Raw genomic sequence first — 23,289 nt, 5'->3', positions numbered from 1 at the left:
GTTTATTATTATCCTAATTTACGTTTTGTTTCCATGATTTAGATCTACATATTATCAATCTTCAATAATATACATCCTAAGGACTAAAGCTGATATATTTTGAATATTATTTACCCTCTACAAAGTAGTTAAAAATATTTTTTTTAAGGCGATGTTTATTAATGGTATAAAGAGAATATTGTTTTAAGAATTGTGTAACAAAATATAATTAATTTGTGCTTTTAATTCTGGTAAGTCTTTTTCTATGATAATCCAAATTTCTTCTAAATCTACTCTTAGGTAATCATGAATTAAAACGTCTCTTAATCCTGCCATTTGTCGCCATGGTACTTGATTATATTTAATTCTCAAATCAGAAGATAATCTTTTGGTTGCTTCTCCTATTATTTCTAAGTTACGAATAACCGCATCTTGCATCATTTTATTGTCTAAAAATGCTTGTTTATCTTGATTTGTATAGTTTTCAATATTTTCTATACATTCTTTTATATTATTAAGATATAGCAATTATCATGGTTACGGGGTACAAAACGATCCCCCTAAATCCCCCTTAATAAGGGGGACTTGAGAATAATAAATGTATCTCATAATTATAAAAAACGCTATAAAGTAAGTTTTTGTTCATAATGAAATTGCTTCTGCCAAAACTTGATTTTTGATGGTTTCATGGAGGTTATTGGGTTTTGCTATATCTACTTTTATTCCTAAAAGGTCTTCTAATTCTTGTTTTAAGGCAATTCTATTTAAAAGGCTTTTACCTTTTTCAATATCCATTAACAAGTCTAAATCGCTGTTTTCTGTGGCTTCTCCTCTGGCATAAGATCCAAAAATTTTGACGTTAAATGCTCCATATTTAGTACAAATATTAAGTATTTCTTGTTTTATATTAGTATCTAAGATTTTCTCTAGGTTGTTCATGGTCTATTAATGATTATTAGTTAATAGTTAAGGGAGTAATTAAGTTTAATTGTTCTCCTAATTTGCGTTTTGCTTCCATGATTTGATAACTATTTTGTAGCCTTAAAAAGTAGCCTTCGGAAAGTCTAAAAAAACGGCATAGACGCAAATCCGTATCAGCAGTGATGCTTCTTTCTCCTTTTACTATGGCATGAATGCGATTGGGAGGGACATTAATGGCACGGGCGAGGGCGTTTTGACTCATGGCTAATTCTTCTAAAAATTCGTGTTTGAGGATGTCTCCTGCATGGGGATTTTTAATTAATTCTGTGGTCATAATTATTAGTGATAATCGATTATTTCTACATCAAAGGCTGTACCATTTTGCCAGTGAAAACATAATCGCCACTGTTGGTTAATGGGTATGCTATATTGTCCTAGTCTATCTCCTGATAGTTGCTCAAGATGATTACTCGGAGGTATTTTAAGATCATTAACGGTTAAGGAAGCATCTAGCTGGCGCAGTTTTCTTAATACCCTTGCTTGTATTTCTGTGGGTAATTTGCGGGAATGTTTCCCTTGCCAAATTTTCTCGGTTTCTTTACAAGCAAAAGATTCTATCATTAATTAGTGTTACTGGTACATGGTACATACCTAATAATATCATTTTTTTAATTATCGTTCCAAAGTTTTTCTAAGGGGTAGGTTTTGCCTTCTCTAGCATGGAGGAGGCTTTGTTTTAAATCGGCTATCAATTGAGTTTTATGATCATTTTCTTCTTCTATTTCTACGGGAAGGTTTTGTAAAATATTTTCCCATATAGCTAAGGGTATTAAAACATCGGTTTTTTTTCCTTCTTCATTGGTTAAATATCTTATTTTATCTTTAAAAATGTCAATATTCATGGCTTGATTATTTCTGGTTTATTATTATTTATAGTTTTAATTTTATACTTTAATTTTACCTGTCACAGCTTCGGCGATTAAGATTTGTTTGAACTCTTTTAATTTCTCTATCTGTTGTAAAGTTTTCTCTTTTAATTCTTCTATTTCTGCTGTTTTTTGGTCTAAATATTCAACTATTTTTTCTAGTTCTTCAATAGGAGGAATACAAAATTTAATATTTTTAAGTTTAGATGAGTAAATGTGAACAATGATTTGTCCTTTAGCTAATTTTGCTTTTTGCTCTTTAAATAAAAATGAATTAAATATATAAGAAAGATATAAAGAGTTATATCTATTTTGTCTAAAAATAATTACATCTCCTCCAGCATATCCTATATCATTTCCTTTATAAACAATACATTTTCCAATATCTTCAAGGGTTTCTCCAGAACCTGTAAACAGAATATCATCATAATAAATTTGAGCGGAATTACTAGCAATATTGTTTGGGACGGTTGTTATTAAATAATCTGTTTTAATATTATATTTTGTGTATATATCTCCATACAGTAATGCTGGTAAACCTTTTTCAGAAATATCATTTTTACTAATTCCTTTCCCTTTATTGAAACTACCAAAATTAGCCATTCTAGTTACTTCCCAATGTGATGGAATATCGCCAAGCCAATCAATACCACTATCTTTCATGGGTGCGTTAGGGTTTAAGCCTTTGGTAACTGCTTGGTTAATAATGATCGCCCTTTGTTCGTCTAACAGTTCAATTAATCTTTGTTTAAGTGCGATCGCCCTCTCCACCTGCTCACACTTTCTATCTAAAAATTTTACTATCCTTTCTTGTTCTTCTAATGGGGGTAAACAAAATTTAATTGTTTTTAACTTAGAAGAATAAATATGAACAATGATTTGTCCTTTAGCTAATTTTGCTTTTTGCTCATTAAAAAATGAGGAATTAAATAGATAAGAAAGATAAAGAGAATTACACTTATTTTGTCTAAAAATTATTACATCTCCTCCAGCATATCCGACACTATTCCCTTTATAAACAATACATTTTCCTATATCTTCAAGGGTCTCTCCAGAACCTGTAAACAGAATATCATTATAATAAATTTGAGCGGAATTACTAGTAATATTGTTTGGGACAGTTGTTATCAAATAATCTGTTTTAATATTATATTTTGTGTATATATCTCCATAAAGTAATGCTGGTAAACCTTGTTCAGAAATATCATTTTTACTAATACCTTTTCCTTTGGTAAAACTGCCAAAATTAGCCATTCTTGTTATCCCCCAATGTACTGGAATTTCTCCCAACCAATCAACCCCAGAATCTTTATAACAGTCGTATTTAGGTAAACTAAGCATCATAGATTAAGCCACATTATTAAATTGATAGACAGGCACTTGAATAAAATTTAAGGGTTTTTCATCACCTAAAATCATATCTTGTAAACGTTCCACTATGTCAGGCACAAAAAACTGTTCTCCCGTTTCCTTATTCACCTTGGCAGGTACATTTTCCACTAAAATTAACTGCCCATTCAACTCCAAAGAATAAGTAACCAACTTATTTACTAATTGCTTTTCTTCCTGTTCAAAATTCATGGAAATTACCTCCTAATTGTAAAATTATTTTCCGTCTAATTTCCCTAAGCATTTATTAAACATTCCAATACTTTTGCGTCATTGCTGTAATAGCTTCAGTTAAAGGCGGTAAGAAAACCTCAATAACCTCCCAAACAATTTCAATATCAATGCCTAAATATTCATGGGCTAAACGATTTCTAAAACCCGTAATTTCTCCCCAAGATATTTCCTGAAAATCCTGTTTCCATTCATCAGGTAATTTTTTAATAGACTCCGCCATAACTTCCAAATTACGAATAACCGCATCTTGGGTTTTCAAATCCTTAAAAAAAAACTCTTTTCCCTCCTTAGTATAATCTTCAATTCGGGCTAAACAATCCCTAATATGAATTAAATAAACTTGATTGGTTTTCATAATAAAACAGCTTCCTTTAAAATTTTATCGCGCAAAAAATAATGTAAAGATTTTTCTGTTACCACATCTACTTTTTTGCCCAAATAACTCTCTAAATCATTAATTAAACCCACAGGAAACCAAGGAGTAATTCTGTTTAAATCATAATCAATTAAAAAATCAATATCGCTATTTTCTTTTTCTTCACCCCTAGCCACAGAACCAAAAATTCTCACATGATAAGCCCCATGTTTATCAGCAATTTTTATAATTTCTTCCCGACATTCAGATAATAAAATATCTCGTAATTTTTTCATAACAATAAACTGTGTAATATTTCAGGAGTTAAGCCCCGTTTTTCAGCATTATCAGAAATAATCTCCATTACTTCAATAAGGTTTTTTTCTTCCCAAGACGAACCCAAATAAGCACCAATCAGATAACTTAACTCTTGCTTCTGTTGGGGGGAAGCTAATTGAAAAGCCTTTTTTATATTATCGTCAACCTCGATCGTTATTTGTTGCATAACTCATTTACCTCCTAATAAAGATAATAGCTCATCGGTTCATCGAGCATAGTCAAGCTGAATATATTTTCTCTCTTACTTATGTTATAACAAAATATAATAACATTATTTACCATAATCATGAAACAAAAAACATACACCATAAACCCTGCAAAAATAGGCAATCAACAAGGTTTTCGCCTTCCCAGTGCCTTTTATAAAGAAAATCCCCAATTTGCCGAAGCCCCAGGAGAAATAGAAGTATTAAACGACGATACATTATTAGTGCGGATTAACCCCCAAAATAACAACGACGACGAGGAAGAAGAAACATTAATGATGAGTCTTTTTCTTGACTTTTTAAGTAAAGATGCCCTAAAAAATCCAGAACAACTCAAGCCTTATACCCAAGAAATGAGCGATGAAATAGATAATTTATTAACGGGTGTTGATATAGAAGAATAATGAAGCCCATACAAATAAATGGATATTTAATTTACTTTCATCCTATTTTTTATCAACAATGGTTAGAGTTAGTAAATAGAGTTAAATATCTTAAAGAAAAGTTAGAACCAGAAAACTTCATTACCCACCCAGAAGTTAAACTATTAAAAGCCTTAGATCAAGGGATAAAAGATAAAATACCAAACGATCCTTTTGCCTCTTATTTCGCCCTTAAAAAACCCTTACAAAAATATAGTCGTATCAAAAAAATGGGTTTACCATCAAGGTATAGACTATTTTTCCGAGTATTTAAAGAAGCAAATACAATTATTATTTTGTGGCTAGGCTTTCCCCGCAAAGAAGGAGATAAAAAAGATTGCTATAAGGTATTTTCTAAGATGGTTACTAATGGTAATTTTCCTGAAGATATGAGTAGTTTTTTAGACTTGGTTAACAACTCAGAAAATGATAATTAATAGTTTCATTGAATTTAAACAAAGCAATAACTATCATTAAATTTTGGTAATTAACTACAAGTTGGTAATTAATTATAAATTAGTAATTAATTATAAATAATAGTGAATAGTATTTAATTGTATTTAATATTATTTAGTAACTTATTTTCTTTTTTAAAACTATAATATTAGTTATAACAAACATCTAATAAAACAATGTTTAAACTAAAAGTAACTACCATTGATAACTCCACAGGGATTGTATTGCCCCAAGAAGTATTAGCAAAAATGCACATAGAAAAAGGCGACAACCTTTATCTTACCGCTACCCCCAACGGCTTTGAAATTACCCCCTATAATCCCGAATTTGAACAGGAAATGGACACCGCACGGGAGGTAATGAAACAATATCGCAACGCCCTACGAGAGTTAGCACAATAAAGTAAACAATTCAATAATTAAAGCCTAGATAACTCCTGATACCAACTCTTAATAATTTTAGGAGAAATATGTTTGCCCCTTTCATCGATCAACTTTTGAGCATTTATTTTAACTTGCTCAACAATTTTATAATTCGTTTTTACCATTTCTGTTAAAAATCTCAAAGCCCTAATATAAGGAATTTGATATTTTTTGCAGGCTTCCACCACCAACCCATCATCACTAGCACACAATAAAAAACGATGACTTGCAATAGCCAAAGTAGATCGATCTGCCATACTTAATAAAGGAAATTCCCCACCAAAATCTATAAAACTCCTAAACATCTCTTCTGTATCTAACACTATAGGAGTAAGATACTTTTGGGCAACTTCCCTTGTCTCTAATTCTAACTGATCTGAGTCTAAAACCTCTTGAGCAATATATAAGGGGGCGTAATGACTTTGAAGCCATTGCCAATCCCCCAAATAAACAAAATCAATTAGTGCTGTTGCGTCCAATATAATTCCATCATATTGCTCTAAAATGTCAACTTCAGGCGATCTCATATACCTCCTGTTGTATTCTTGCCAGTCTTAAAGCCTCAATGGTAATGTTTAAAAGTTCCGCTGCCTTTGACTCAGAAATTTTCTCCCCTTTTAATGCCTTCCAAATAAGAGTTTGATAACGTTGATTAACGGGAAAATGCTTTTCTGCTAACTTGGGTTCAAGCTCAATATCATTAGTCAAAGATTCTTTATTACGGCGTTTATAATCGGAACGAATTTTGATAATAAATTTGCCGTAATCGATAACTCCTAATTCATCAAATCTCTTCAAAATCATGGTATAGCTTACCCGAAAATGAGCTTTCAGTTCTAGTAAATCAGTCATGTTTTGATGTGCTAAATCAAAAGCTGTTTGGGATACAAGTAGATGACTAGCAAAATAATTAGCTACTTTTTCTTTCGCTTTTTCTTCCTCCCGACTTTCACTTATCATCAGTTGATTTTGATATTCATCTCGATGGAAAATCAAATGTCCAATTTCATGGGCAAGGGTAAATATTTGTCTTTCAATACTAATATTATGGGTATTAATTAGTACAAAAGCACCTTGACTGTTACTACAGGCACTTAACCCGAAAAAGTCTTTTTGCTCAATGGGTAGCCGTAAAACCTTTAAACCTAACTCTTCTACCGCTTCAAACAGATTCGGAATGGGTGCATCACCGATACCTAAACGAAGACGAAAAGACTTAGCTATTTGTTGAATGCGATTTTCATTACCTTCTAGCACATTACAAGGGGTTGTTTCTGGGGCATAAGGAGGCAACCCAACGGCTACTTCAAGAGCCGTATAAATGTTTAATAAATTATTTACATAGCTTGTAAATTGTGGCTTTTGAGTAAATTTACAATGAGTGCGAAAACAAAAATTATTCGTTTTAGGTAGTTGATCAATTGGGCGTAATATATCATCAAGAGTTACCCCCAAACTTCGTGCTAAAAGACTAAGGGTTTTACTATCTGGTAAAGTTTTCCCTTTTTCATAATTATTAATGGTTTGTCGTGTAACCCCTGTTTGTTCAGCCAAAGATTGTTGGGATATATGTAAGCCCTTACGATAACGAATCAAATTAGATGAGATCGTTTCTTTCATAAAGGTATTATTATGTTTATTGCTTTTACATTTAGACTAATAAAGTTAATTAACTTGTAAAATATATTTTACATTATAACTAATTTTCGTGAATTAGCATTTAGCTCTATTTATCCCCAAAACTAAGCAAATTCTTTAATAAACCCTCCGTTTGTGCTTCTAACTCTAACATCTCCTTGCTTACCTCCTCCAAACTCCTTAAGGGTTGATGCTGATAAAAATACTTATTGAAACTAATCTCATAACCAATAACAGTTTTACTCATATCTAACCAAGAATCCTCTACATGGGGGCGCACCTCCTCTAAAAAGTAACCCTCCACTATGGCAACCCTATCAACAAAGGTTGAGGCATTCAAACCCTTATCGGTATTTAAACTCTTATCAGTATTCAAATTCTCATCAGTATTCAAACCCTTATCACCAGAAGCTGAATAACTTACATCTTGATTAATTATGGTGGAAGAAGCCAGACGATAATTAAGAGGTATGTTTTCAGTATCTCGTAAATTAGTATCGCTTTCATATTCGACATAAACATCAGGTTTATCAGTGGGAAAATAACCAAAATTAGCCAAGTTTTCCTTGGTTGTGCCTAGTTGGTTTAATAACTCCTCCAACTTCTCTTTTTTGAGCTTATGCTCTTTCTTAATAACCTTTTCTGCTGATTCATCAACCCAACTAACTGCCCCTAAAAATTGCTTTTTCTGGGATGCTGAGAGCTTAATATTTAATTGCTTAATAGCTTTATCTACCTCTTGACTAAATAAGTTAAAATCAGTCCAAACTTTATCATTATTATTAATACCTATACTTGTATTTAAATGATTAACAATTTGTTGAGCTTTATCCATTAATTCCTTTTGCTCAAGCCATTTTTTCTGAGATAGTAATGATTTTAAATTAGCAGGACTAACGGTAATTTCTTCTTTTTCTAAATGGTCTTTAATCTCCTTTTCATGGGCTTTTAAATCTTGATAAACTTTATCCCCAAAATGATTGTAAACCCACTCCATAGGCTCTGAGATAGTATTGATAAAGCGTAAACTAGCTATCCTTTCAGGGGTACATTGAGCCATTAATCTTAATGGACGTTCTACGGTTACTTTATAAAACCCAAAATCATGATTATTAAATACTTTACTAATACATTGTTTTATTCCCTCTTTATTAAGGGGGGTTACAGAGGATCTAAGTTTTTCATCTTGTTGACTATCATCCCGTAAAGTTAGATAAATATTAGTAATTGTTTCAATATCTTCGGGGGCAAATTCACAGTTTTTTGCTCCTAAATTTTTGCGTAATTTACGATAAAGATTAGAAGCGTCAATTAATTGTACTTTTCCCTTTCTCTCTGGGCTTTTATTGTTAGATAAAATCCAAACATAGGTACTGATGCCCGTATTATAAAATAGGTTTTGGGGTAACTGGGCGATCGCCTCCAGGTAATCATTTTCAATAATATAACGTCTAATATTACTCTCTCCGCTACCTGCATCCCCCGTAAATAAAGCTGAACCATTATGTACCGACGCAATGCGCGTACCCAAAGGACTATCGGATAAGGGTTTCATCTTACTTACCATATCCATTAAAAATAATAACTGTCCATCGGATGACCTTGGCACCGCCTTTTCGGTTTTAACCTCCCCCCAAAAGTCCGTTAACGGTACTTCAAAACGAGGATCTAAAACATTAGTACCATCCATGATATATTTTTGCTCAGTCTTCCACGACTTCCCATAGGGAGGATTTTCCAGCATAAAATCAAATTTAAGCCCGGCAAAGTCATCGATAGCAAGGGTTGAACCAAACTTAATATTTTCAGGGTTATTACCCTTAATCATCATGTCAGATTTACAGATAGCATAGGTTTCCCCATTCACTTCTTTACCATATAGATGGACGGTTGCGGAGGATGCAATGTCACCTTGACTATCTTTAATAAAGTTTTGAGACTCGGTTAACATTCCCCCAGAACCACAAGCCCCATCATAGACTAGCATTACAGGGGGTAAACTATCCTTGACTGGTACAAATAGTAAATTAGTCATTAAACGGATTACTTCACGGGGGGTGAAATGTTCCCCTGCTTCTTCGTTATTTTCTTCATTGAAACGGCGGATTAATTCTTCAAATACATAACCCATACCTAAGTTAGTTAATCCTACCAACTTTCTGCTGTTACTATCGACTACATCATGGGGGCTAAGATTAATTTCAGGGCTAGTAAACTTTTCCAAAACATCTAACAATACATCCGCTTGACTCATCTTGCGGATTTGGTTGCGCAAGTCAAATTTATCAATAATTTCTTTTACATCATCGCTAAATCCATCTAAATAAGCCCTAAAATTAGCTTCGAGTATTTGGGCATTATTAACCGCAGTGCTAACTATTTTTTTGAGAGTCCAATCAGAGATGTTATAAAACACATAACCAGAAGCCTCCCTCAGCCCTTCTGCATCTAACTCTACTAAGCCCACTTCCTCTCGCTGAAAGCTAACTTCTTCCATCACTTTGTCTTTGGTTTCTTCCAAGAGACAATCTAACCTTCTCAAGACAAACATGGGTAGGATTACATCTCTATATTTTCCCCGCACAAATACATCTCGTAAACAGTCATCGGCGATCGACCAAATGAACGAGACTAATTTGTTGTGGGTACTTATATCCATTATTGTTAACTATTTTGATTCTGATTAGTGCTACTGATAATTAACACTATCAGATTTCGTTCTTAGAAAACGTTAGAGTTGTTGTGACGTTTAACTACTTAGTGTAATAAAAAGCAATTTCTTTCTCTTTCAAAGGAGCAAAGTCACTATCAATAAGCATTTGATTTAGTTCTTCTTGGGAAATATGTTTTGCTCCAATGCGCACTATTCTTGAGCGCATGGTATTGCTAACTCCACTACGTTGTCTTTGTCCTTCTAAACCCATGACTTTATTGTATAAATTTAGTTTAGCTTCAGGGATAGGACTACCATCTAAATCTATTCCAAGCTCAATTGCTTTATCTACCGCATCCGCACCAGTTTGCATTTTATTTACGAGAATTTAAACTTTTTAATGAGTTTTATCATAACCTGAGTTTGACATAGGGTAAAGCGAGAGAAGCTGTAAAAAGCGTGGCAACTCGCTTATTCGGGAAGCAGGAGAGATTACCAAGACAGCGGATAATACCCTACTTCCTTAGTTTAAGAATCAAAATAGCGCTGCGCTAATCAATAATGATGCTCTCAAACCTTTAGCCAGAAAGACAGTCAGAGTGGTGCGTTAATTAGGGGTAAACATAAGGTTCCGATGCGCTAATCCAAAAGTATCTTAGGTTTAGCTCTAAGAGTATGGGTGAGCTTACCATTAATACTGATGTGAGTATTGATAATGAGTTGATAACGGTTAAGGTATTCTCAAGCCATATTCCACGATCTAATTAATCAATTGTTACAATAGACTTTTGTTCCTGTTTTAATCAATTGTTACAATAAATTGTATTGGTCAGATAAAGCCTTGAGATCCTTGACCAATTGTGATGCGGAGTTGCTTTTATAGCCTTTTTCCATATCATTAACTTTTGCCATGAGCTTCATCAATTCTTCCTGTAAATCATTTGTAACAATTGAATCAGAGGAAGTAGTAACACCATCATCCAATTGATGGGCATAGTCTAATACTTGTTTCTCTAATGCCACGGGTATTCTAATTAATTTGGTATTGGTATCCTTCCACTTTGGCTTGAACCCAGGCTTAAGGTTTGCTAATGAATTAGGATTACACTTTTTCATACTAATATATAATACTTTTTGATGTTAAGAATATTATATCACTATCTATCTATTGTAACAATAGAGTTGTCATTTGTAACAATAGAGTAAAGAGATTAACCACAAAGTTGTGGTTCAATCTAAGTTAAGGATTAAATACTCTAATTCTTATTAATTTGTAATAAAACAGTTATTTCCAAATTTACCTATTAAATAAACACAATGAGAAAATAGTCAAAACTGTTGTTAAACAACGAATAACAACTTTTTAAGTTGACCTCAAAAGTGATTATTCTGACGAAAAATGGGGTCTTTGGTGTAAACGTTTACACTAAAAAAGAGAGCTTATAGTTCCCTAAAAATAAATATAAAAAAAGGTGATTTTAGAGGGATCACCAACCCTTTTTTATGTATAATATAAATGAGCGATGCAAACGCTCATTCAAACAAATCTTGTTAATAACATTATGACATATGATAACGCCTTTAAAATAGGGGAACATATTGATCTATTCACGCCTACAACCACAAAGGGTAAGTATATTTGCCCTATTTGTGGCGGTGATGATTTTTCAATATCCAAGGACGGACAAAAATACAATTGCTATAACTCAGGGGGTGAATGCAATAAAGAGATTTTCAAATGGGTTGGTGAACGGAAAGGGTTATCTATCCACAAGGCGAAAAAGGATGAGATTAAAACCTACTCACCTCCGAAAGATCCGATTGTTATAGCCACTACCGTTGACTATAAATCCCCTGTGACAGAGATGATAGCCGAGTATGAGAATGAAGCATCACTGAAAAAGTATGCCATGTGGTTAAACTACCCGGGGGGAAACAAGGTAAAAAGAGTATTAACCACTAAAAGAAAGGATGGGAAGGAGAAGCGAGAAAAAAACTTTTACGGTTATGAGAATGGTAGTGACAAGTCAAAGATTACAAAGATTTGGGAGCCGTACCACCTTGAGTTATTTTCCCAAGCTACAGGTAAATGGATATTAAAGACTGAAGGGGAAAAGGCTTGTGATTATGCTTTAGATAAAGGTTTGATTAGCACTTGCATATTGGGGAGTAAAGCCACAGACATAGACCACATAATAAGACTCTGTGAACGGGTTAAGCAATATCAGATAAAGGGCATAATCTACATTACGGATAATGATAAACAAGGATTAGACAAGGCAATCAAGACGAGGGATATAGTAGCATCTCAGGGCATACCCTTCATCATTTTTCCCATTAGCTATCTATTTCCTGAAGTACCAGAACACGGTGACTTTGAAGAATACTCAAAACATACTAAGTTAAGCCCTGAAGCCATTAAAACCAACATTGAATTGACTGTGGGGGCTAACCTAGAAGAGCTATTAAATATAGACAATTCAATTGTAACAACCGATTTACAGGGAAAGCTAAACGCAACCTATAATCGCCATGGGATTGGAGAGAATGACTTTCCCAGTATTATGAGGCAATTCATAGATGAGTTTAGCAAACCTATTTATACTGAAGCTGGTTACAGGGGGAAGATAGCTGAGTTTTGCTCACAGTATCCTATTCAAGCCACAATGCTAGAAAAGGCTATCAAGGCTAGAAAAGAACTAGATAATCAGATTATTGATATTGAGGAATTATCCCCACGGGTTGATGACCTATTAAAAATCCCCCATGAAAGTCTTGATTTAAAAAGGGTATTAGGGGTTTTATACGGCTCAATGCTTGAGCAAGAAGCCCTCAACCTACCCACAAACCCCATGGCATTATTTACCATCCTTTTACCTGTTATTGGTGGGGCGATCGGTACAAGAAGAAGCGTTGTACTACAGGATAATCCTAAATATAGACAGCCCTGTATCCTCCGAACTGCAATCGTTGCTGATAGTGGGAAAAAGAAAACCCCCACCACCATGACTATTATTAAGCCCCTCAAGGATAAGAACCTAGAAGCATATAAGCAATATAAGGATGAACTGAGAGAATATCAGGAAAATGAGTTATTACCAAAGGATGCTAGGGCTAATTTACCAGAACCTAAAATGATTAGATATATGGTGAAAGATAGCACCATTGATGGATTATTATTAGCTCACCAAGAAAACCCCAAAGGCTTCTTATGCTTCTGTGATGAGTTATCAGGTTACTTTGAAAGACAAAACAAGTTTTATAGTGGTGATGACGTAGCCCGTGAACTTGAGCTATATGATGGTGGTCAAGTCATCAAAACCCGTGCTAATAAAGATAGTAATATTTTCATTGAGAAAACAGCTATCTCAGTAACTGGTACGATTCAATGGTCAGCCCTTGAAAAGATATTTAACAATGGTGATGACTCAAGAGGTATCAGTGCAAGATGGTTTTTTTGGGGCGGTGAACTACCCAAAGAGTATTTACCGGATCACTTTGTTGATAGTGGATTATCTGAGTTACTGGGTCACGTCATTGATGAGATTACCAAGTTAGATGAAACAGATCTGATAGTACCTAGTGAGGTTTATCCTATTTTCAAGAACGCCCAAAGAAAGTTGATTGATATTAAAGAGACTTTGCCCACTGAGCAATTAAGGGCTAAGTATAGTAAGGGTGAGGGTGCTATATTACGGGTTGCTGGTATCTTGCACACATGGCACTATATTCTCAATACAGAATTGGCACCGCCTAGCCCTCTAATCATCACTGAGGAAATTATGAAATTAGCCATTGAGGTTGTGTTCTATTATCTCAGACAGTTTGAGTATGTGGCTATCAAGTGCCAAAAAAACTTCATGGATGCAAGACTGGTTAAAATCCTTGAACTTGTAGCCAAGAAAGGTGAGGTTACAGCTTCTAATATCAGAATGTTCATCAGAGATTTTAAAGATACCCCTGCCACAGAAATTGATGAACTCTTATTGCTTTTAATTGAGAATGATAAGTTAGTCAGGATACCCACTAAAAGAGGGGTAAAAGTAAAAATTAAATAGTGTCTAAACTAACGTCTAAACTTAGAATCCTTGCCCCGTGAGGGTTCTATTTTATCTGTCTAAAATCGTCTAAACTTAAAATATAGGCTGTAATGCTTATAAAATAAAAGCTACAGCGTTTTTTTTATAGTTAGTTTAGACAGTTTAGACAAAATTAGGTAGATAGGGGGTATTTTTGACACCTTATTGCTGATATTCTCAATAACTATATATGACCAGTAAAATTTTTTTTCTACTAATAAGAAAATATATCAATAAAAAATTCAAAAATATGTGTAAAGGTACGTCTAAACAAGTAAATGAGTAACGGTATATATAGGGTTATAGGTACTTATAATATATATATAATCTCTATAATCTATATATTATAAGTAGTACAGCTTAGTTTAGACACAATTTAGACAATATTTTTTAATATATTTCTCAAAAGTTGCTAATCCTTATATTTTAAAAGATATATAGAGTTTCATAAAAAATCTTTTAAGTTTAGACATTTCTTTAGACAAATTTAGACAAAGAATCAAACTATAGTAATAATCTCAAAATATAAGATTCAATAATGGTATAAATAACAAACAAAAGTTATACAGTATAAGGCTTTCATGCTATGATAACGATGTAATTCAGGGTGATTAATATGGATATTCAAGAATATAGAGAAGGAATGCACGAGATATTCCTAGATGCTTTTTGTAACCCTAGAATGGATGAGATAGCATTGCTACTAATTGCTGTAAACGGTCTTCGGAATGCAAGAACGGATGAACAACGGCAAGTTATTTTTGAGTTGAGTGAGGAAATGTTTGGTTTCAGTGAGTCTTTATTAACGAATACAGAAACAGGAGATCTCTATGAAATTGCACTGATGATTATTAACATGAAAAATCTATACGATAATATGATTCCCGTGGTGGTAGATGAGAACGGAAAGACCACTAACTTTGAGAACCTTGGTAGAGAATTAAGAGACGGTGAAATGATCAGGATACTCAGAAGGTAACCAATATTGTTGGGGCTTTAAATCTATTGTAACAATTGATTGTTTTTAGTTTTAAGGGGTATCTTACTCAGTGCTTTTTTTTGGGAGCATGAATGCAGTGCAGTTTTTTGTGCCACGGATAAACTTTTACAGGATCGGTATCATTTAATCTACCTCACCACCATTGGTGGTGTACAAGAAAACAAACAAGTGATTGCTCCACCCCACAAGTGCGTTATAGGTTGGGGTTACGGTGCGCTGGTTATTATTAGGAATTTATGCGGTGCGCCGGAGCGTTTATGAAAATATGGGCAAATAAATAAAGACCCTAATCTGTTGCGAAGCGAACCCCGGGTTCTTCAAGATAGTGCTTCCCAATCCTCAATTTGTAGATCTTTGACTCGACTAAATTCCCTTACATTATGGGTAACTAAAACCAGATTATTCGCCATAGCAATAGAAGCAATTAACAAATCATTTGCACCAATAGGCTTACCTTGATTAGCTAAATCCTTTCTAATCCTACCATACACCTCTGCACAACTATCATCAAAAGGCAAAGACACAAACTGACTCAAAAAAGCTCTGTGTAGATTCAGAGCCTTAACAGGATTATTACTACCCATGGCGCCATACAATAATTCCCCCTTCACCACTGCACAAACAGCTATTTGCTCTCTACGGCCTAAATAGAAGGTTCGTGCAACCAGGGGCAATCTATGAATGAAATGCTTGTTAATCATAGATTTCAGAGATTTTTTCTTGACAATACAAAAATTCTATTTTCATGGAGCAAATATAAGTATATCTAATGTATTAAACGAACAATAGTTGACAAAAATGTCTTGATGTACATTTAAAATTAGGTAAAATTATAAGGCTAAATTCGTTTATGCTTTTTTCTGGTCAAGATTAACTTACAAGGAGAAACATATTTTGGTAAAGCTCGATTGGAACACGCAGGAATTAGTCGAAAATTGGACTCTTGTTCCCCAAGAATTAGAACTAGTCAAAAAGAAACTAGGTGCGGGGCAGATAGGCTTTGCAATTCTCCTTAAATATTTTCAATTAATGGCTCGTTTTCCAGATGATAGGGCTGAAATACCGCAAACAATTATTGACTACATTGGGTTACAACTAGAAATAAATTCTTCATTATATTCTCAATATAATTGGCAAGGACGTACCATCAAAAATCATCGTGCTGAAATTCGTGAATTGTTTGGATTTCGGACAGCTACATTATCAGATTCATCTGAAGCATCGGACTGGTTAATGGTTCATATTTTACCGTTTAAGCAAAGATTTGAAGCACTGAAAGAAGAAATATATCAAAGATTTCGCCTATTACAAATTGAACCTCCAACAACAAAACAATTAGAACGTTTAATTCGTCGCACCGTAAATCAATATGAAAGTAACTTTTGTAATCAAATATTTACTAAATTATCAGCTGAAACTATAACTGAAATTGACATCATATTAAACACATCAATTGAAGAAAATAAAACTACCTCATCAGATTCATCTACATTTAAAATATCTGACTTTGCCTTTCTTAAAACAGATCCAGGTCCTGTAGGTTTAGGCACTTTCTTAACAGAAATTGAAAAACTCAAACGAATTATAAGTGTAGGTTTACCTTCTGATTTATTTGAGGGAATTTCACCAAAACTAATAAAAAATTACCGTCATAGAGCAGCAACTGAAACCCCTTATCATTTACGGCAACATCCATCATCTATTCGCTACACTTTAATGAGTGCCTTCCTTGTGGAACGCACTCAAGAAATTACGGACAATCTGATCGAGCTACTAATAAACATTATCAAACGTATAGGTACAAGAGCAGAAAGACGTATTAACAAAGAATTAGTCGCCGATTTTCAACTTGTAACAGGAAAAACCAACATCTTATTCCGTATTGCTGAAGTAGCCGCCGCTGAACCAGAAGGAATAATAGAAAAAGTAATCTATCCAGTCGTTTCTCAAAAAACTCTCAAAGATTTGGTCACTGAGTACAAAGCTACAGGTATAGCCTATCGCCAAAGAGTTCATAAAGTAATGCGTGCATCCTTTGCCAATCACTACCGTCGGATGATTCCCATTTTTCTATCTGTATTAAAATTTCGCTCTAATAATGACATTCATCGCCCTGTGATTAAATCTTTAGAATTACTCAAAAAATACACAGAAAGTAAGTCCAAATATTATGATGTCACAGAAGAAATACCCATTGATGGAGTTGTCAAAAGTGGTTGGAAAGATATTCTTTTGGAAACTGATAAAGACGGAAACGAACGAATTAACCGGATTAACTATGAAATAAGTGTTTTACAAGCCCTTAGAGAAAGACTCAGTTGTAAAGAAATTTGGGTAGTTGGTGCATCACGTTATGGTAATCCAGATCATGATTTACCTACAGATTTTGAACAATACCGTCAAATTTACTACCAAGCTCTAACTCTTCCCGAGGATGTAGAAACTTTTATTTCCAAGTTACAACAAGAAATGGCAGAAGGATTGGATAAGTTGGATCAAGGGATGCCAAAAAATAAAAATGTTGCCATTATCAGTAAAGGAAATGGACTGATTAGACTTAGTCCTTTTGAAGCAGTACCTGAACCAATAAATCTGAATCGACTTAAGGCTGAAATCAATGAAACTTGGGCGAATACCAGTCTTTTAGATATTCTCAAGGAGACAGATTTAAGAGTTGATTTTACTCGTAACTTCAAAACCATGGGTACAAGGGAGATTATTGATAGAGTTTCATTGCAAAAGCGATTGTTACTATGTATTTATGGTATGGGAACTAATACCGGGTTAAAAAGAATTAATACAGGTATAAATGGTGAAAAATATCAAGATTTGCTCTATGTACGTCGTCGCTACATCCATAAAGATCAGCTAAGAAGTGCCATTGGGGATGTCATTAATGCCATTTTTGAGATTCGTAATCCTCATGTCTGGGGAGAGGGAACAACTACTTGTGCTAGTGATAGCAAACATTTTGGAGCTTATGATCAAAACCTGATGACCCAGTATCATTTACGCTATGGTGGTCGAGGAGTCATGATTTATTGGCACGTTGAGAGGAAATCGACTTGTATCTATTCACAACTCAAAACCTGTTCTAGTAGCGAGGTTGCCGCTATGATTGAAGGGGTATTACGCCATTGTACTAATATGGATGTGCAGAAAAACTATGTTGATAGTCATGGTCAAAGTGAAATAGCATTTGCCTTTACTCACTTGTTGGGGTTTCAGTTGATGCCCCGATTAAAACGAATTAAGGTACAGAAGTTATATCGTCCATTCACCAAAGTCAGTAATGCTTATCCTCATTTACAGCCGATTCTAACCCGTCCGATTAATTGGGATTTGATTCGTCAACAGTATGACCAGATGGTGAAGTATGCCACAGCTTTAAGGTTAGGGACAGCAGAAACTGAGGCTATTCTCAGACGTTTTAGTAAAAATTCTTTTAAACATCCTACATATTTGGCTTTACTTGAATTAGGTCGAGCTATTAAAACAATATTCCTATGTCAATATCTTTGTTCAGAGGATGTACGAAGGGAGATTAATGAAGGTTTAAATGTAGTAGAACGCTGGAATGGGGTTAATGATTTTATTTTTTATGGTAAAGGTGGAGAATTTGCCTCAAATCGTTTGGAGAGTCAGGAATTATCCGTTTTATCTTTACATTTGTTGCAGATATGTCTCGTTTATGTCAATACTTTAATGATTCAAAAAATATTAAAACAGGATCAATGGCAACAACAACTCACTGAAATTGATAAAAGAGCGATTACTCCTTTAATTTTCAGTCACGTTAATCCTTATGGTACTTTTAAGCTCGATCTTTCTCAAAGAATTGCTGGTTTAGAGCAATTATTAATTGCTTAGTCTCTCCAGAAGTTCTCAAACCTATGGGGAGACATTTGGGTATAGTGAACTGTATGGTGAATATTTTTATGCCCTAAATAATCTTGAATAGCTCTAGTATCATGGCCCAGTGATGCTAGATAGTAGCCACAGGCATGACGTAGTTGATGGGGGTGTACTCTAAAGGGTATTTTAGCTAGTTCCCCAGCTCTGGCTATAATATGACGAATGGTTCTGGTTGATAAGGGGGCTTTGTATTCCGATACAAAAACATATTGAGTTTCGGGATAATCTCTTTGTATTTGACGTAAAGCCCTCAATTCAGGTGAACGTAGAGGATGAATACTATCATGTCCTTGTTTAACTCTATGTATCTCTATATAACCCTCTGATAAATCAATTTGTGACCATTTGAGAGCTACTAATTCAGCTGTTCTGAGTCCATGACGAAACATTAGTAAAATAATCAAACTATCTCTATGGGGATGACGACCTACTTTTCTGGCAGCCTGAATCAGGGATTGGACTTCTAATGGACGCAGATATTCTCTACCAAGTGATGGTAGTTTTTTTGGAGGAGGATTTGAAATCTTTGCCGAAAATGAAAGTTGAGCCATGATTACTTATGTCCATCAAGTCTCTATGGTTGCATATATTTTTCCATTATACTTTGCCTAAAAGAAGACGAACTAGGCAATGTTTATTATTTAATTTTCTTATCATTCAATACAAAAAAATCCTCTTTTTAGTAGTACTTCTATACTGATTGCCCCTCGTTACACGAACCTTCTATTTAGGCCTATTTGAGATTATTTTATTTTTGTTTCCATACCTTGATTCAGCAACGCCCTTAGTATTAACGAATATAACCTCTGCGACGAAAGCAAGTTAAAGTTGGAAAAAGAAATAAACAATTGGATAAGGGGCTTGAGTAGCAACCGTACAGAAAACCACGCTAAGGCTAAAGTTCTCTCTCTGTCTAAGTTTCAAGAACCTATTTTTTAGACATGATCACTGTATTAATTAAACTAAGGTCTATTTGGTACAGAAATCTACTACGAGATTTCAAGCGTTTGAGGGTGATAAATTTTAGAGGGTTTAATTGGTACAGTTCTTATCGGGGTTTCTTGTACAAATGCTACTCTCAAACGCCGTAACTAAACCTACAGTAGCAATACAGCTAATATTTAAAGAATATGGAGGTAAAAGTTTATTAATTTGACTTTTTGACCCCAGAGCCGATAATTTATCCGTCGTATCCAAAATAAAAATATTACCGTGCATATCAGGAATTTTAATAAACGGAATTTCTCCACAAAAAAAACTATTATTAGATTTAGAAGGTGTTTTGCCACAGATAACTTTGCCAGTATCTTCAATTTTTCCAACAGTCCAATCTTTGGGTATCTCTCCTAGTTCAGAAGCTACCATCTCACCGCCAGAGGATTTATAGGGTTTACCATCATCATTGGGAAACTCAAAGTCAATAAACCAATGCTTAAATAACGTCTGTGCGATCGCCTCTAGGGTTTTATTCTGCTTCCTTAAATTATCTATCTTCTCATCTAAACAAGAAAGAACAGATGCGATCGCCCTTTGTTCTTCCAGTGGTGGAATATCTGGTAACTTTAACCCACGAATATCAGACATATTAAGGTGTTCTACTGTTGAACCAGAAGCCCGTATCATCATCTCATGCTTACTTCACGAGATAGTAAAAGAAATAATAAATAATATGGATATACTTTTTGAGGATTAGGTCTTAATAAAACTGTTCTTTGCCCTAAACAAGCCTTTTGATTTTTCGGAATAATACCAACTTCACCAACTGGTGCTTCTCTTGCAAGAATTAAATCAAACTCTTGAGCTCTAATCTCCGAGTCCATTTTTTATATGTTATTTCTGAAACTTTATTAGCTCCCTCAAAATCAACTACGCCATTTTTTATGTCCAGTAGTTCTTATAGAAGGAATCCCTATGTCTTGTATAGGTGCGGTTTTATGCTCACAATCGACTATATTTAAACAAACATCATCAAGAATACTCATATTTCAAACTCCATGTTTTAATAACTGATCACACATTTGAGTTACTGCCTTCTTTAGATCAGGGAGATAATCCTCAATAATTAACCAAACAGTATCTAAATCAACCCCAAATACTCATGAGCCAAAACATTTCTAAAATTACCAATCTTAACCCATTCAATTGAGGTTGAGTATCTTTCCATTCCTGCGGTAGCTTTTGATTGATTCCCCCATAATTCCAGATTTCTGAGAATTGCATCCTGTACCATGGGGCTTTCCAAAAAATTTTTCTTATTATCAGGTAAATAAGAATTAATTTTCTCCAAACATTCCCGTACATGGATTAAATATAAAGCATTATCCTTCATAACTGGATCGCCTCCTGAAGGACACGACTTTTAATATACCAATGCAAACCTTTCTCCGTCACCACATCCACTTCACAGCCCAATAAATCCTCCAAATCCAGCTTTAACCCTGCTGGAAACCAAGACGAAATACGTTGTAAATCATAATCAATCAAAAATCAATATCACTATCTGGGGTATCCTCTCCCCTCACCACCGAACCAAAAACTCGCACATTAAAAGCCCCATGTTGATCAGCTAAATCCAAAATTTCCTCTCGTTTTTCTTGTAGTAACTCTTGTAAAGACATAAATTTTAGCCCTCAAACCAATTATCAATTTCTAAATCTGCAAAATCTGCAAAATCTTTAACATTATTAGTAACTAAAATCAAATCATTAGAGAAAGCAATACTAGCAATTTGCCCATCAGCAAAAGCAGGAGTTTTGCCAATTTTAGATAACCTTACCCTTTCTTGAGCATGATATTGAGCCGGCCTTAAATCATAGCCAAGAATAGGAATATTAACAAGAATCACATTATATAGATAATCTTCTAAATCTTCACGTTTTTTAGAGATTGACAATCGTAAAATTCCAAACAATAACTCACTAATAACCACCGAAGCTGTGGCTATTTCTTGAGAATATAACTTAATATTTTTAATGACATTTTCATTAGGTAAAAGACGTTTAGCTTCGGAGATAATATTAGTATCCAACAAATATTTTAAACTCATAAAATAACATCCCTACCCGGTGATTTATCCCGTAAATTATCAAAAGTATCATCATCCAGAGATTCTAAATCAACCCGACTGCGAAAATCTTGTAAAGCTGACCAAAAACCTTGTTTTTCCATGTCTGAATCGACTTTTAAATCATCCACTGCTTCCAGTTTAACAGTGCTGGAGGCGATGCTTTCTTTTAATTGACTGTCATTAGCTAAATTTTCCCCCTCTGTTAATTGAGAGCGACGTTGACTTAGAATTTCTAATAAATTATCCTGTTCTTGTGCTGATAATTGGTCAAAAAATTCAATCATTTCTGTTATAGTCATTAGTCCACCTCCAGAAAGAAACTATTTTTTAATCATTAATTTGAAGACATTTGATATAAATTTAACCCTGCAATAAAAGAAAAATCTTTATAATTAAGAGTATATAAATCAATCTCATTAACTATAGCAGTAGAGGCAATTAAAGCATCAGGTATTGTTAACTTATGACTTAAAGAATAGGTTTCCATTAATTTGATAAATTGATTAGAAACATCACTATTCACAGGCAAAATATTAATTGAAGCAAGATGTTTTTTGATTTTCAATAGCTCGGATTTATTAAAAGCACCATAGTATAATTCGGCTTGAGTGATAACACTAATAGCTAAATTATTGATACCAATAGTACGCAATTCTTCTATTACAAGAGCGTTGTTTTTATAAAATTCTATGATTATGTTAGTATCAATTAAAATCATTAAATTTCTTTTTTCCAAGCCTCTTTACGAATAGAATCGATAGTAATATCTCTATTTTCCCATAAACCAGCCATACTAAAAAAAACCTCATCAGATGAAGAAGTATCTAAACTATCGAGAAAATTAACAACGGCGGTTAGTTTTTCCTCCTCCATCTTTTCCAAACGTTGCCAAATACTCTGTTTTAATTCAGTTATACTCATTAATCCACCTCCAAAGCAAAACCTACTTTCTTTAATTGTAATTTAATTTCCTCATCCAAAGCCAAACCCTCTCTCATTTGCATTGCCAACTCCTTAGTTAAAATCTCCATCTTCTCCTCAAAAGCAATACCATCATCTACTTCATCAGGTATGCCCACATAACGCCCTGGAGTCAAAACAAAATTATGCTTTTCAATGTCCGCCAAAGTTGCTGATTTACAAAAACCCTTAATATCCTTATAACTCCCCTCGCTCTGTGGGAGAGGGGTTGGGGGTGAGGGCATTTTCCCCTCGCTCTGTGGGAGAGGGCAGGGGGAGAGGGCATTTCTCCCTGCGGTGAAGTAGAGGGCAACTTCTTCCATAAATG

General features: G+C 34.2%; 30 protein-coding genes and 2 pseudogenes. 6 read left to right on the top strand and 26 right to left on the bottom strand.

Annotated elements, in window-relative coordinates:
• Positions 1-183: 183 nt before the first annotated feature.
• The 10 genes from AA637_RS14955 to AA637_RS14910 form a co-directional block, all read right to left on the bottom strand.
• Positions 184-507, bottom strand: coding sequence for a HepT-like ribonuclease domain-containing protein (locus AA637_RS14955; protein ID WP_446684694.1), 324 nt, complete (start codon positions 505-507; stop codon positions 184-186).
• A gap of 114 nt (positions 508-621) precedes the next feature.
• A complete protein-coding gene (locus AA637_RS14950; RefSeq protein ID WP_446684693.1) occupies positions 622-918 on the bottom strand; it encodes a nucleotidyltransferase family protein in 297 nt (98 codons plus the stop codon).
• A 16-nt stretch (positions 919-934) separates the two neighbouring features.
• On the bottom strand, positions 935-1,234 hold the full coding sequence (locus AA637_RS14945) for a HigA family addiction module antitoxin (protein WP_446684692.1): 300 nt from the start codon (positions 1,232-1,234) through the stop codon (positions 935-937).
• A 5-nt stretch (positions 1,235-1,239) separates the two neighbouring features.
• Positions 1,240-1,521, bottom strand: coding sequence for a type II toxin-antitoxin system RelE/ParE family toxin (locus AA637_RS14940; protein ID WP_446684691.1), 282 nt, complete (start codon positions 1,519-1,521; stop codon positions 1,240-1,242).
• 47 nt (positions 1,522-1,568) lie between these two features.
• Complete coding sequence (locus tag AA637_RS14935) at positions 1,569-1,802, bottom strand: hypothetical protein (RefSeq protein WP_446684690.1); 234 nt, start codon at positions 1,800-1,802, stop codon at positions 1,569-1,571.
• A gap of 42 nt (positions 1,803-1,844) precedes the next feature.
• Complete coding sequence (locus AA637_RS14930) at positions 1,845-3,170, bottom strand: restriction endonuclease subunit S (RefSeq protein WP_446684689.1); 1,326 nt, start codon at positions 3,168-3,170, stop codon at positions 1,845-1,847.
• Positions 3,171-3,173: 3 nt separating this feature from the next.
• Entirely contained in the window at positions 3,174-3,407 is a 234-nt protein-coding gene (locus AA637_RS14925) for a hypothetical protein (protein ID WP_446684688.1), read from the bottom strand.
• A gap of 55 nt (positions 3,408-3,462) precedes the next feature.
• Entirely contained in the window at positions 3,463-3,804 is a 342-nt protein-coding gene (locus AA637_RS14920; RefSeq protein ID WP_446684687.1) for a HepT-like ribonuclease domain-containing protein, read from the bottom strand.
• Positions 3,801-4,100, bottom strand: coding sequence for a nucleotidyltransferase family protein (locus AA637_RS14915; RefSeq protein ID WP_446684686.1), 300 nt, complete (start codon positions 4,098-4,100; stop codon positions 3,801-3,803). The genes AA637_RS14920 and AA637_RS14915 overlap by 4 nt, the downstream gene beginning before the upstream one ends.
• Positions 4,097-4,309 (bottom strand): hypothetical protein, encoded by a 213-nt coding sequence (locus AA637_RS14910; protein WP_446684685.1) that lies wholly within the window; start codon positions 4,307-4,309, stop codon positions 4,097-4,099. Before AA637_RS14910 ends, AA637_RS14915 begins: the two co-directional genes overlap by 4 nt.
• Before the next feature lie 120 nt (positions 4,310-4,429).
• On the opposite strand from AA637_RS14910, the gene AA637_RS14905 reads away from it, so the two are divergent.
• The 3 genes from AA637_RS14905 (at position 4,430) to AA637_RS14895 (ending at position 5,628) form a co-directional block, all read left to right on the top strand.
• Positions 4,430-4,753 carry a hypothetical protein gene (locus tag AA637_RS14905; protein ID WP_446684684.1) on the top strand — a complete coding sequence of 108 codons (324 nt, stop codon included), beginning with the start codon at positions 4,430-4,432 and terminating at the stop codon, positions 4,751-4,753.
• On the top strand, positions 4,753-5,208 hold the full coding sequence (locus AA637_RS14900; RefSeq protein WP_446684683.1) for a type II toxin-antitoxin system YhaV family toxin: 456 nt from the start codon (positions 4,753-4,755) through the stop codon (positions 5,206-5,208). The genes AA637_RS14905 and AA637_RS14900 overlap by 1 nt, the downstream gene beginning before the upstream one ends.
• 195 nt (positions 5,209-5,403) lie before the next feature.
• Positions 5,404-5,628 (top strand): AbrB/MazE/SpoVT family DNA-binding domain-containing protein, encoded by a 225-nt coding sequence (locus AA637_RS14895; RefSeq protein WP_446684682.1) that lies wholly within the window; start codon positions 5,404-5,406, stop codon positions 5,626-5,628.
• Between the two features lie 17 nt (positions 5,629-5,645).
• Here the strand turns inward: AA637_RS14895 and AA637_RS14890 are convergent, their stop codons facing one another.
• From AA637_RS14890 to AA637_RS14870, 5 genes are all read right to left on the bottom strand, one after another.
• Complete coding sequence (locus AA637_RS14890; protein WP_446684681.1) at positions 5,646-6,176, bottom strand: hypothetical protein; 531 nt, start codon at positions 6,174-6,176, stop codon at positions 5,646-5,648.
• Positions 6,163-7,269, bottom strand: coding sequence for an ImmA/IrrE family metallo-endopeptidase (locus AA637_RS14885; RefSeq protein WP_446684680.1), 1,107 nt, complete (start codon positions 7,267-7,269; stop codon positions 6,163-6,165). Before AA637_RS14885 ends, AA637_RS14890 begins: the two co-directional genes overlap by 14 nt.
• 106 nt (positions 7,270-7,375) lie before the next feature.
• Positions 7,376-9,946, bottom strand: a complete 2,571-nt coding sequence (locus tag AA637_RS14880) for a type I restriction-modification system subunit M (protein ID WP_446684679.1) — start codon at positions 9,944-9,946, stop codon at positions 7,376-7,378.
• A gap of 94 nt (positions 9,947-10,040) precedes the next feature.
• Positions 10,041-10,313: a small RNA NsiR4-regulated ssr1528 family protein gene (locus AA637_RS14875; RefSeq protein ID WP_446684678.1), complete on the bottom strand. Its 273-nt coding sequence runs from the start codon at positions 10,311-10,313 to the stop codon at positions 10,041-10,043.
• 437 nt (positions 10,314-10,750) lie between these two features.
• Entirely contained in the window at positions 10,751-11,056 is a 306-nt protein-coding gene (locus AA637_RS14870; RefSeq protein WP_446684677.1) for a hypothetical protein, read from the bottom strand.
• A gap of 446 nt (positions 11,057-11,502) precedes the next feature.
• On the opposite strand from AA637_RS14870, the gene AA637_RS14865 reads away from it, so the two are divergent.
• Both AA637_RS14865 and AA637_RS14860 read left to right on the top strand, forming a co-directional pair.
• The gene (locus AA637_RS14865; protein ID WP_446684676.1) at positions 11,503-13,998 is read left to right on the top strand and encodes a DUF3987 domain-containing protein; all 2,496 of its coding nucleotides are present in this window, start codon (positions 11,503-11,505) and stop codon (positions 13,996-13,998) included.
• A gap of 664 nt (positions 13,999-14,662) precedes the next feature.
• Positions 14,663-14,998, top strand: coding sequence for a hypothetical protein (locus tag AA637_RS14860; RefSeq protein WP_446684675.1), 336 nt, complete (start codon positions 14,663-14,665; stop codon positions 14,996-14,998).
• Positions 14,999-15,336: 338 nt separating this feature from the next.
• Here AA637_RS14860 and AA637_RS14855 read toward each other — a convergent pair whose 3' ends face one another.
• Positions 15,337-15,693, bottom strand: coding sequence for a type II toxin-antitoxin system VapC family toxin (locus AA637_RS14855; protein WP_446684674.1), 357 nt, complete (start codon positions 15,691-15,693; stop codon positions 15,337-15,339).
• Between the two features lie 220 nt (positions 15,694-15,913).
• Between AA637_RS14855 and AA637_RS14850 the strand changes: the two genes are divergently transcribed.
• On the top strand, positions 15,914-18,889 hold the full coding sequence (locus AA637_RS14850) for a Tn3 family transposase (RefSeq protein ID WP_446684673.1): 2,976 nt from the start codon (positions 15,914-15,916) through the stop codon (positions 18,887-18,889).
• Here AA637_RS14850 and AA637_RS14845 read toward each other — a convergent pair.
• From AA637_RS14845 to AA637_RS14800, 10 genes and pseudogenes are all read right to left on the bottom strand, one after another.
• Positions 18,886-19,485, bottom strand: coding sequence for a tyrosine-type recombinase/integrase (locus AA637_RS14845; RefSeq protein WP_446684672.1), 600 nt, complete (start codon positions 19,483-19,485; stop codon positions 18,886-18,888). The genes AA637_RS14850 and AA637_RS14845 overlap by 4 nt on opposite strands.
• A 481-nt stretch (positions 19,486-19,966) precedes the next feature.
• Positions 19,967-20,560 (bottom strand): restriction endonuclease subunit S, encoded by a 594-nt coding sequence (locus tag AA637_RS14840; protein ID WP_446684671.1) that lies wholly within the window; start codon positions 20,558-20,560, stop codon positions 19,967-19,969.
• Entirely contained in the window at positions 20,557-20,754 is a 198-nt protein-coding gene (locus tag AA637_RS14835) for a hypothetical protein (protein WP_446684670.1), read from the bottom strand. The genes AA637_RS14840 and AA637_RS14835 overlap by 4 nt, the downstream gene beginning before the upstream one ends.
• Before the next feature lie 257 nt (positions 20,755-21,011).
• Positions 21,012-21,263 carry a HepT-like ribonuclease domain-containing protein gene (locus AA637_RS14830; protein ID WP_446684669.1) on the bottom strand — a complete coding sequence of 84 codons (252 nt, stop codon included), beginning with the start codon at positions 21,261-21,263 and terminating at the stop codon, positions 21,012-21,014.
• Positions 21,260-21,552, bottom strand: a pseudogene (locus AA637_RS14825) (nucleotidyltransferase family protein). The gene AA637_RS14830 and the pseudogene AA637_RS14825 overlap by 4 nt, the downstream one beginning before the upstream one ends.
• Positions 21,553-21,557: 5 nt before the next feature.
• Entirely contained in the window at positions 21,558-21,980 is a 423-nt protein-coding gene (locus AA637_RS14820) for a PIN domain-containing protein (RefSeq protein ID WP_446684668.1), read from the bottom strand.
• Positions 21,977-22,099 (bottom strand): annotated as a pseudogene (locus AA637_RS14815) (BrnT family toxin); the annotation flags it as partial. The gene AA637_RS14820 and the pseudogene AA637_RS14815, both read right to left, overlap by 4 nt.
• Before the next feature lie 236 nt (positions 22,100-22,335).
• Positions 22,336-22,719 carry a PIN domain-containing protein gene (locus AA637_RS14810; RefSeq protein ID WP_446684667.1) on the bottom strand — a complete coding sequence of 128 codons (384 nt, stop codon included), beginning with the start codon at positions 22,717-22,719 and terminating at the stop codon, positions 22,336-22,338.
• Positions 22,719-22,922: a hypothetical protein gene (locus tag AA637_RS14805; protein ID WP_069789425.1), complete on the bottom strand. Its 204-nt coding sequence runs from the start codon at positions 22,920-22,922 to the stop codon at positions 22,719-22,721. The genes AA637_RS14810 and AA637_RS14805 overlap by 1 nt, the downstream gene beginning before the upstream one ends.
• Entirely contained in the window at positions 22,922-23,284 is a 363-nt protein-coding gene (locus AA637_RS14800) for an N-6 DNA methylase (protein WP_446684666.1), read from the bottom strand. The genes AA637_RS14805 and AA637_RS14800 overlap by 1 nt, the downstream gene beginning before the upstream one ends.
• Between the last annotated feature and the right edge of the window lie 5 nt (positions 23,285-23,289).

Origin of the sequence: Cyanobacterium sp. HL-69 (assembly GCA_002813895.1) — a bacterium.
Classification (GTDB): Bacteria; Cyanobacteriota; Cyanobacteriia; order Cyanobacteriales; family Cyanobacteriaceae; genus Cyanobacterium.
The sequence above is the reverse complement of the archived record's forward strand: the minus strand, read 5'-3'. Positions and strand labels throughout refer to the sequence as shown.